The 11,246-nt window shown below is 28.8% G+C and carries 5 protein-coding genes; all 5 read left to right on the top strand.

Going from position 1 to position 11,246, the window contains the following annotated elements; genetic code table 11:
- Positions 1 to 638: peptidase domain-containing ABC transporter (locus ABDZ71_RS06265; protein ID WP_343759960.1), on the top strand; the 638-nt coding region annotated here is incomplete at its 5' end.
- Positions 639 to 881: 243 nt separating this feature from the next.
- Entirely contained in the window at positions 882 to 2,225 is a 1,344-nt protein-coding gene (locus ABDZ71_RS06270) for an HlyD family type I secretion periplasmic adaptor subunit (protein ID WP_343759962.1), read from the top strand.
- A 289-nt stretch (positions 2,226 to 2,514) separates the two neighbouring features.
- On the top strand, positions 2,515 to 6,477 hold the full coding sequence (locus ABDZ71_RS06275) for a calcium-binding protein (protein ID WP_343759964.1): 3,963 nt from the start codon (positions 2,515 to 2,517) through the stop codon (positions 6,475 to 6,477).
- A 52-nt stretch (positions 6,478 to 6,529) separates the two neighbouring features.
- Complete coding sequence (locus ABDZ71_RS06280; RefSeq protein ID WP_343759966.1) at positions 6,530 to 10,234, top strand: calcium-binding protein; 3,705 nt, start codon at positions 6,530 to 6,532, stop codon at positions 10,232 to 10,234.
- 642 nt (positions 10,235 to 10,876) lie between these two features.
- Positions 10,877 to 11,246: cysteine peptidase family C39 domain-containing protein (locus ABDZ71_RS06285; protein ID WP_343759968.1), on the top strand; the 370-nt coding region annotated here is incomplete at its 3' end.

The raw sequence follows: 11,246 nt of genomic DNA on the forward strand, positions 1-11,246 counted from the left end.
AAGTTGTTGGAATAGTTGGAAGATCAGGTTCTGGTAAGAGTACGTTATCTAAGCTTATGCAAAGATTATACATACCTGAAAGTGGAAAAATAACTATGGATGGAGTGGATTTATCTTTAGCAGATCCAAGTTGGCTTAGACGCCAAATAGGAGTTGTTCTTCAAGAAAATTGTCTTTTTAGTGGAAGTATAAAAGATAACATATGTATACATTACCCTCAAGCTACTATGGAGCAAGTAGTAGGATGTGCAAAACTTGCAGGAGCCCATGAGTTTATATTATCACTTCCACAAGGATATGATACAGAAGTTGGAGAAAGAGGAGCAGCCTTATCTGGAGGTCAGCGCCAAAGAGTAGCAATAGCTAGAGCTTTAATAACTAATCCATCTATATTAATATTTGATGAAGCAACTTCAGCCCTAGATTATGAATCTGAAAGAATAATACAAAATAATTTAAAATACATATGCAAGAATCGTACAGTTTTTATAATTGCTCATAGACTTTCAACTATAAAAGATTGTGATGGGATATTAGTTCTTGATAAAGGTAATTTAGTAGAAGTAGGTTCTCATGAAAATCTTATAGAGAAGAAAGGCTTATATCATCATCTTTTTAGTCAGCAAGATTCTCATTAAGCTAAAAAGATATTTAACGCAGAAATATGTTTAATAGTAGTAATATTAATAATTTTAGTTTCTAATAATAAATTAAAAAGAATGTTACTGTTGCTTATATAATTATTTTATAAATTTCACTATTAAATTAGTAATATAAAATGATAGTTTAAGAACTAATAGGAATATAGCTAATACTTTGAGTTGTAGTGAAACAATAAATGATATCTAATGTTACAAACTAAAAATGGAGGAATCTACAATATGAGATTATTTAAAAGAAAGAATATTAGAACAGAATTTTTACCTTCAGCTATAGAAATAGTAGAAACCCCAGCATCACCTTTAGGTAAATTTTCTATATGGGCTATTTTTTTAATAGTTTTAGCAGTATTTATATGGTCTTTTAGTAAAGTAAATGAAGTTGCAACAGCAAGAGGAAAAGTTATACCAAGTGGAAATACAAATATAGTTCAGTCACTTAATACTGGAGTTATTAAATCTATAAATGTAAAAGAAGGACAAGATGTTAAAAAGGGGGATACTCTTTTAACTATAGATGATGAAATATTAAAAGGTGAAAAATCAAAAATAGAAAATGAATTAAAAGTTTTAAAAACAAGCAAAGATATTTTACAAGCTTATAAGGAAGGAAAGAATCCAGATATAGATATAAAAAAGTTTAAAGAATCTAAAGCTTTGATACTTGAAAAGTTAGGTTATAGCAAAACTATAGAAAGTATATATTCAATTGATTTAAAAAATACAGATATGGTTATAAATGATTCTAAAGAAGATCTTTCTAAAACTCAAAAGAGATTAAGTGAAGAAAAAGGAAAGCTAGCTAAATTTAAAACAGAACTTCAAAGTTTAGAAAATAATCAAAAGTCTAATGCTAATGAAGATGTTAATAAGGATGATGATAAAAAATTAGAAATAGAGACAAAGAAAAGTGAAATAAAGAATTCGGAAAGTAGAATAGAAAGTATAAAAGAAAGTATAAAAGATAAACAAGACAATCTAAAAATTAAAGAAAACAATAAGGAAAAATATAAATTAAATCATAAACAGGAATTAGAAAAAGAATTAGTTAATGTTCTTAATTCTATAGAGGCTCATAAAAAGGCTATAGAAAAAATGGATAAACAGATAAAAGAGTTAATCATAAAATCACCAGTAGAAGGGAAAATTCAAAAATCTGCAGTAAATACTGTAGGGGGAGTGGTACAAGCAGGCGCACCTATAATTCATATAGTTCCTAAAAATAAAGAATTAATAATAGAGGCTATGATTTTAAATAAAGACATAGGATTTGTATCAGAGAAACAAAAGGTTCAATTGAAATTTGATACCTTTGATTTTCAAAGATATGGAACTATAGAAGGAACAATAACAAAGATAACTCCCGATGCAGTAGAAATAAATAATCAATCTATGTATAAAGCATCTATAAAGTTAAGTCAAAAAGATATAAATATAAATGGTAAAACACTGAAGTTTTCACCGGGAATGACAGTAACTTGTGATATAGATACAGGAGAAAGAAGAATAATAGATTTCTTTATACCGGGAATCAAAGACGTTAAAAATTCTTTTAGATTAAGATAATAGTATAATTTTAAAATAAAAAAATATATTTTCTTATACTTATTTTATGATTATATAAATATAATGAGTTTAATATTGTGGAATAATTGAAAAAATATTTTGTATATAGAGGCTCATCCAAACAATATTCATAATATTAAGAATATTTGTGAAATAATTGAAAGTGAGAAAAATATTTAATTTAGTTTAAAGTATATAGGAATATTTTTAAGGAGGTGGTTATAAAAATAAAATATTTATTTACATCCATAAAGGGGTAATATCAATACTTATTTAAAGGGGGAATAACATGAGTAGAGAAGCATTACTAAATGGATTGCTAGCTGATAATCCTTACTTACCATCAACACCATTTGAGGAAATGTCATATAGTCAATTGAAAGAATTTGAAGCTAATCTTTTAAAGCAAGGAGAAGATTGTGTAGGTGGTGGTGAAGAATATGAAGATGCATTATATCAAGTAGAAGTAGCAATAGAACAAAGAGAAAGTCTTATAAATGACATAATAGGTATAAATGTAGAAGGTGCCAGTATAGAAGATTTGAAAAATATTAAGTCTGAAATTGAACAAAGTACTTCTGAAACGCTTTCTTTAGTAGAAAAAGAGGCAATTGAAATAATTGATAAAGAAATAATTGAAAAATATGAAAATAGAATTCCAATAATTAATTTTTTAGAAAAAGAAAGTATGAGAAAGGCCTTTGAATATGTGTTTTCATACCAAGATTCATCTATTGAAGAAATAGAGCCTTTAGCAGATGAAATATCAAATAAGTTATTTGATTCCTATGGTTTAAGTGAAGAACAAATGGAGAAAATAAGTCTTTTGACAGGGAGAGAGAAGGTTGGATTAGCAGGATTAATTTGGACGTCAGCTACTGCAGTAGCTCAGACATATACTCAAATTACAGGGAATAATTCTGTGAATTTTTCTACATTGTTTAATAAGTTTATTAATAGACCTGTATCCATGCTTGCAATGGGAAACATAATTAACAAAGGAATAAAAGATTTTGAAGACGGTGCTTCGGCAAGTGAAATAGGGGCTTTTATATTTCAAACATCAATGAGTTTATTTAGTGCAACATCTTTTGTTGATTCTTTTATAAGCTTGAAATCTGATAGTTTGCTTAATGGAAATAGTTTTTTAGACACACTAGGAGAAGAATATTTTGGAAAGATTAATATGCTGAAGCCAAAACATAATTATGTTTATTCTTATGATTTAGATCATAATACTTTTGCAACAACAAGAATAGTATCTGATGATATTTCAGATATAATACCTACAATTAAAGTAACATCAAATACTTTAGATGGAATAGAGGGTAGCTATAGAACTTTAGATGGAATTGGAAATGTTAGAGCGCCTAGAATAAGTTCTGATTCATTAGGAGTAAAGACAAATGTGGACTTAGATCCTTCATCAGGTTCAAAAGCTTTAAATGTATTTGGAATTGGGGTGGATTTAGCTTGGATAGGACAAGCTATTACAGATATAGCAGATTCAAAAGGTGACGTTAAAAATAGTCAAATAATGAATTTAGTTGGAGCTATAGTTTGTACTACTGGTGATGTTATAGGACTTGTAGGTGGACCGATGGGGGAACTTGCTGGATCTATAATAAGTGGAGTAGGATCCTTAGTTGCAGCAGCAGGAGGTTTGGCTGATTTAACTTCTGATTCTACTACAGAAGAAAGAACAACAGCAGCAATAGATTTTATAACTTCTACAAGTTATATAATACCTTCTGCAACAGATTTTAATCAATTTGATAAATTTAAAGAACTTGAAGAATCGGCAACAAATGATATAGATAAAACTATTTATGGAGCCTTTAGAAGGATTGCTGAATTAAATGCTACTCCTATTGCAAATTTGTTTAATTTTATTTATGACTATGATATAAAAGAGGAAGCAACAAATAAGCTTATAGAACATTATGGAAGTTTAGATAATATGATGACAACTTATATTCATGATGATAAACAGTTTAGTAATAGATTAGAAGAAGTTTATAATTACTTGAAAAATAGTGCCCATACAACATCTACACAATACTTAACAGCATATCTTACCCCAGAATATATAAGAGAAATATGTGGTAATCATGAAGATTATAATGATATGTATAATGTATTGAATAGAACTAATTTAAAAGTTAAGGGTGAATTTATTAATGGTGGTTATGAGTTAACATCTAAGAATGGAATAACGGTACTTCCACCAGGAGAAAATCTTAGAAATGTAAATGGAAGAGATGTTTTAGAAACTTTATCATTAGGATATGGTGAAGGAAAACAGAATATACAAGATGAAGATGGTAATAGTATTAAAAATCCTAGAGTTATAGATACTATAACTTATGTAAGTTATAGTAAAGATCAATTGCAAAGATTTAGTAATGAGATTAAAGAGCAGCACACTATAACAACATGGCATACTGAATATAATGAGGAAGATGATGTATTTGAAGGGTATGTTTATGATAAAGTAGAGGATCCAAGATATGAAAAATATAAATGTTGGATAGATTTAGTTGATGATATAAGTGGTACAAAAGCAGTCCTTGGATATAGGTGGACTGAAGTTACAGATCCTATGATTCCATATTCAGGTGATACTCAGATGATTAGTGTACCAGATATGAAAGTAATTGAAGGAGTTAAAAATAGAGTTATTACAACCATATCTGATGTTATATTTCCTAATATTCAAACAAAAGCAGGGGACGATGATGTTATCGTTAACGACATAGAAAGGATTTATACAGGAAATGATAGTGTAGTTAAAATAAATGCAGATGGTGGAGAAGGTTTTGATATCTTAGATATATCAAATCTTAAAGAAAATGATGGACAAACATTCTCATTTGAATATTCTGTAGAGGATAATAATTTTAGATTTGTAAGAAGAACTGGAGATGGAAGAGATTATGATTGGAGTTTTTCTAACTTTGAAGAATTAAGAATTGGTAAAGTTCATAATGATATAAGAATAAAAGAAGGGTCTGACATTGAACTTAGTGAAGGGCAAAATCCAGAAGAAATAAGAATTATATCTATAGGTGATATAGGAAAATCAAACAGAATAGATTTTTCTAATGTACATGGAAAATCTCTTTATTTCCAAGGTAATTTAGATGGAAGAAATGAAGTTTATGGTACAGAAAATAACGATACTATAATTGTTCCAAAGGTTGAAGGAAAGATAGGAAATGGATCTTCAGAAATCTTTGGAATGGGCGGAAATGATATGATAATTGGAGGAAGCCTTGTTTCTGAAATAGGATACAATCCTAGTATAGGAGCAATAGATGAAAATGATGTTATGAATGGAGGAAGTATTAATTCAAACATTAATAATCAAATATTATATGATCCTAATAGGACAAAGTTACAAAGAATAGATAATGTAAGAAAGAACATTCTTCATGGAGGAGAGGGAACAGATTATATAAAGGCTAATGGTGATCATAACATACTTTATGGAGATGAAGGTAGGGATTTCCTTCAAGGAAGTGATCAATCTGGTATTCATATATTAAATGGCGGATTAGATAACGATATATTGTATGCAGGAAAAGCTGCTACTGAGTTAAATGGTGATGAAGGCAATGATGTATTAACAGGAAATATTGGAAGAGATATATTAAATGGAGGTACTGGAAATGACTTTTTAACTGGGGGAGGCGGAGCAGATAACTTTGTTTTTTCAAAAGACTTTGGAAGAGATGTAATACAAGATTATGAATCTATAGATAAACTTATTTTTGACGAAACTAGTGGTGTTTCAAACATAGAAGATATACAATTTATAGTTAATGAAAATCAAGAATATTTAGCATTATTACATGATAGTAATTGTGTGAAAATAAATAATTGGACTGATGATACTAAGTTAAATATTGTAATTGGCGGTACTAATATAAATGCTGATTTAATAGAAAACTTAATTAAAAGTGCTATGAGCTTTGATGAGTATGGAAATACATTTTTAGAAAGCCAAAAAGAAGATGCAAATGTTGGGAGTAGTAGTGGTTCATCTGAAACATCAACTGCACCAGCACCTCAAACTACAACAACATCTCAAACTACAACAACATCTGGGTATTCTACAGAAACTAGACATACACCAGTTTATAGTAGTAGTTCTTCATATGGATATGATCCTTTATATTCCTATGACCCATACGGTGCATACTCTGGATCAAGTGCCTATGATCCAAATGCAGGAATGATGAGAATTTAAAAATATTAAAGTTAATTTTAAACACTAGATAAATTAAGGGGGACAAAAGATTATGGTAGAAGATTTTGAAGGATATCAAGATTTTATAGCAAGTGAACCAGTAGGAGATGGAAGTTCTGAAACAAGTTCTAATTCACAAAATAGTTTAGATCCAGAAAATATCTCAGAACAGCAAAAAGAAATAAGAAGAGATATAATTAAGTTTTTAGAAAGCGTAGAGACTGGACAAGAAGGAGGACAAGTAGAATCAGAAGATATGTTTTCAGCATTGCAACAGTTTAGAGGAAAAGTTCACAGTAGTTTAGAGAAAGAATGGATAAATAAAATTCAAGATTATATTAGTTCAGAAGATATACAAGTAACTGAAGAGCAGGAAGAATTAGCTAATGAAATAGCAACTAAATTGTTTGAAGGTTTTGATTTAACGGAAGAACAAAGAGAGTATTTGAATAATTTAACAGGAAGAGAAATGGTAGGACTTGGTGGACTGATTTGGTCAGGGATTTATGGTGGTATAGAAGCTCAAGGACAAATCACAAATATCAACCCTTCAATAAAAGCAAAAGATTTATTTACTAAATTTTATAAAGATCCAGTATCAATGCTTGCAATGGGTAATATAATTTATAAGGCGATACAAGATTTTGAAGATGGTGTAGACGCAAGTGAAGTACTTGCTCTTGTAAGTCAAGGTTCAGTAAGTTTATATAGTGGTGTACAGTTTGTTGATAGTTTCATACAAGCTAAAAAAGGTTCTACGGATATAAAGTCTTTTTTTACAGCTTTAAAAGAAAATTATTGGAATTCAAATATTTCAAAAACTTATAGTTATAGTGTTAACTTAGATACTATGGTTGTTTCTGATGCTATAGAAGGAACTATGGATGTTTTAGATAATAAGATTCAATTAGGAGGATTAAATGGAAACTATAAATCCTTAAAATCAGGAGGAGTAGTTAATAATATACCAGACAAGCCACAAGTTAATATACCAGATCTTCCAGATGCACCAAAGCCAAAAACGTCTAACTTTAAAGCACGAGCTATGGGCGCATTTGCAGTAGCAACAGATTTAGCATGGACAGCTTCAGCATTAGAAGATGTTATAACAGCAGGAGCTGATGTTAAGCCTAGTCAAATAATGAATTTAGTTGGAGCAATTATTACAACAGCAGGAGATTGTATAGCTATGGCAGGACCTGTTGGACAAATAGTTGGAACAATTGTAAGTGGTGTAGGGTCATTAGTTGCTGCCGCAGGAGGATTGGCAGATTTAAGTTCTGATTCAAGTCCAGCAGAAGTTGGGAGAGCAGTTGGTAACTTTTTCTTATCACTATGCCCATTAGCTCCATCTATTGAATCTATAGAAAAGGCAGAAGATATGAGAAAGCTTAGGGATGGTGCAGATAATGACATAGATAGAATTATATATAGTGCATTATATAAGATAGCTGCTTTAGATGCCACCCCATTAATAAATTTAATGCATTTTGTATATGATGGAGAAATAAGAGAAGATGCTAGAGATGATCTTATGGATCAATATGGCAATTTCGATAACATGATGGAAAGATATATAATTAGTGATTCGGAATTCCAAAATAATATAAATAATGCACATGATTTCTTAAAGAATAACGCTCATACTATTCATACTCAATATTTAACAGCTTATCTTACTCCAGGGCAAATAGCAGAGATATTTGAAAATCAAATATATTATAAAAATGGGTATGATATAAGGAGTATACAAGACAATCTAAAAGTAAGAGGAGAATTTATTAATGGTGGATATAAATTAGAAGAAAAAGCAGGCGTAAGTGTTCTACCAGCAGGAGCTAATTTGAAAAATATAGATGGAAGAGAAGTGTTAGATACTGTTTCTTTAGGCTATGGAAAAGGAAATAAAACTATAACAGACCAAGATGGAAATATAGTAGAAAATCCTAGAGTTATAGATACAGCTACTCAGTTATCTTATAGTTATAATCAATTAGAAATGTTTAGCGAAGAATTTAAAAGACTACATAGTGTAGAAGAAGAATATACTGTGTGGGTTAAGAAGGATGGGCCAGGATATCCAGTTGCAACACAAAGAACAGTTCCTGAAACTAAAACTAGATTAGTAACAGATCCTAAATATAAAAGATTTAAATGTTGGATAGATTTAGTTGATGATATAAGTGGTATAAAGGAAGTGGTTGGAGATAAATGGATTGAAGTTGAAATTCCAGATCCTATGATTCCATATGCAAATATTACTCAGAAAATAAGAATTCCAGAGATGAGAAGAGTTGAAGCAATTAACAATAGAGTTATTACAACTATATCTGATATTATATTCCCTAATATTGATACAAAAGCTGGAGACGATGATGTTATTTTAACTAATATAGAAAGAGTTTATAGTGATGGAAGCGATAGTGTAGTTAGAGTTAAAGCAGATGGCGGATCAGGATTTGATATTTTAGATATGTCTCAGTTAAAAGAATATGATGGTCAGAATTTTGACTTTAAATATTCTGTACAAGATAATAATTTTTCTTTTATTAGAGATGTTCAAGAAGGAAGAGCTTATGATTTGAGTTTTTCAAATTTTGAAGAAATAAGACTTGGTAATATTCACAATAAAATTAATATAAAAGAAAACTCAGATGTTAATTCTAGTAATCCACAAGAAATTAGAATATTGGCAGGAAATTCTAGATCTAATGAAATGGATTTCTCAAATATAAAAGGAAAATCTTTATATTTTCAAGGAACTTTAGAAGGAAGTAATAATATAAAAGGTACAGCTAATGATGATGTTTTAACTATTCCAACACTTGAAGGTAAAAGTAAAGGTGGATTTTCAGAAATTTATGGAATGGACGGAAACGACATGATAATTGGTGGAGATTTTCAATCTTCAAAAGGTAATAAACTTTATGGAGGAAAAGGAACGGACTATATAAAAGGTTCTGGCAAAAACAATTGGCTCTATGGTGGAGAGGGCTCAGATTTTCTTCAAGGTAGTGATGAGGATGGAACTAATATATTAAATGGTGGAATTGGTGATGATATAATTTTATCAGGAAAATTTGGTGCTACATTAAATGGAGATGAAGGAAATGATACTCTAATAGGTAATGTTGGTAAAGATATATTAAATGGTGGTACTGGAAATGATCTTTTAACTGGTGGAGATGGGGAAGATACTTTTATTTTCTCTAAGGATTTTGGAAGAGATGTAATAAAAGATTATCAGTCCATAGACAAGTTGATTTTTGATGATAGTAGTGAAGTTTCAAGTATAGAGGATATAGAATTTATCATTAATGAAGATGAAAGTTATTTGGCATTGGTACAGGATAATAATTGTATAAAAATAAACAATTGGAATAATGATATTAATTTAAACATTAGTATTGGAAGTAGTTCAGTAGATACTAACGTGATTGATACATTAGTTCAAAATGCTACGACTTTTGATAGATACAGAGATTCTATATTAGAAGAACATATTGATTTAACTACTACGGGAAATAATAATCCAGTACAAACACAACAACCAACTATATCTGAACCAGTAGTAACTACACCTACGACAACAACTACTACACCTAAATCTACAACATCAACTTCTTCATATTCTACACCATCTTATACAAGTCCATCATATTCAACTCAAAATCAATATACTCCAATTTTTAGTGGCTATGGATATGGTGATAGTTATATGTCAGGTGATCCGTATTCTGGATTCCAAAGAATATAATATTAGTAAATAAAAAATAAAATATAATAAAAAAGTTTTAATGTAAACATGAATATAAATTTTAAAATTACCATATTATTTAGATTATGAAGAACATTATTAAATGTTATATAGATTTTAATTTGAAATATAGTTGTAAAATTTAAACAAAATAGATTTTAAATTTTGACTACCTATAAATGTAATTTATAGGTAGTCTTTTGTTTTGAAAAGTTTAAATATAGAAAGAAGAATAATTTATATATTCAAAAGAATATGAACTTTTTTTGAACGATATCTTAATATCATCATGATTATAGTGGGGATTTTTAAAAAAATTGGTGTGTATACATTGGTAAAAGTTATGTATATTGGTTATATTGTACAAAAAATTATTTACAAAATAGTAACTTAAATTATTAATAAATTATGTTAAAATTGTTAATATAAAATATATTTTTACATAAATGATGGAAATTTATATTTTTATTTCATAAATTATAATATTTAAATATAAATAGAATATATAACTTTTAATGTTAATTATTAAATATAACTAATTTATAATCTATTATATATAAAAATTATATTTTGCTATGGAACATACATTGATAATCAAAATATTATAAAATAATAACTAATATAGTAACAAAGGAGGAGCTAATGGAGAAGAACATAAGAGAATCACTAACTAATTTTATTTTTATAGCTAGAATTAATCATGTACCTTTAACAGAAGATCAACTAGATCATGATTTTGCTCTTGAAGGTAAAGATGTAGGAGAAAAAGATATTCTCTTAATTTCTAAAAAAGTAGGACTAAAAGCAAAAGCTGTAGAGTTTCAGTATGATGAGTTAAAAGATATTTCTTCAGCCTGTCTTATAGAAACTAAGGACAAAAAATATACTATAGTAACTGCTGTAAATGAAGAAAAGGTACTTTATTTTGATTTAGAGCATCAAAAAATTTCAGAAATTTCAAAAGAAAACTTTTTAAGTATGTGGAGTGGGAAAATAATACTTATAAAGAATA

The organism is Clostridium oceanicum, assembly GCF_039521385.1.
Classification (GTDB): Bacteria; Bacillota; Clostridia; order Clostridiales; family Clostridiaceae; genus Clostridium_F; species Clostridium_F oceanicum.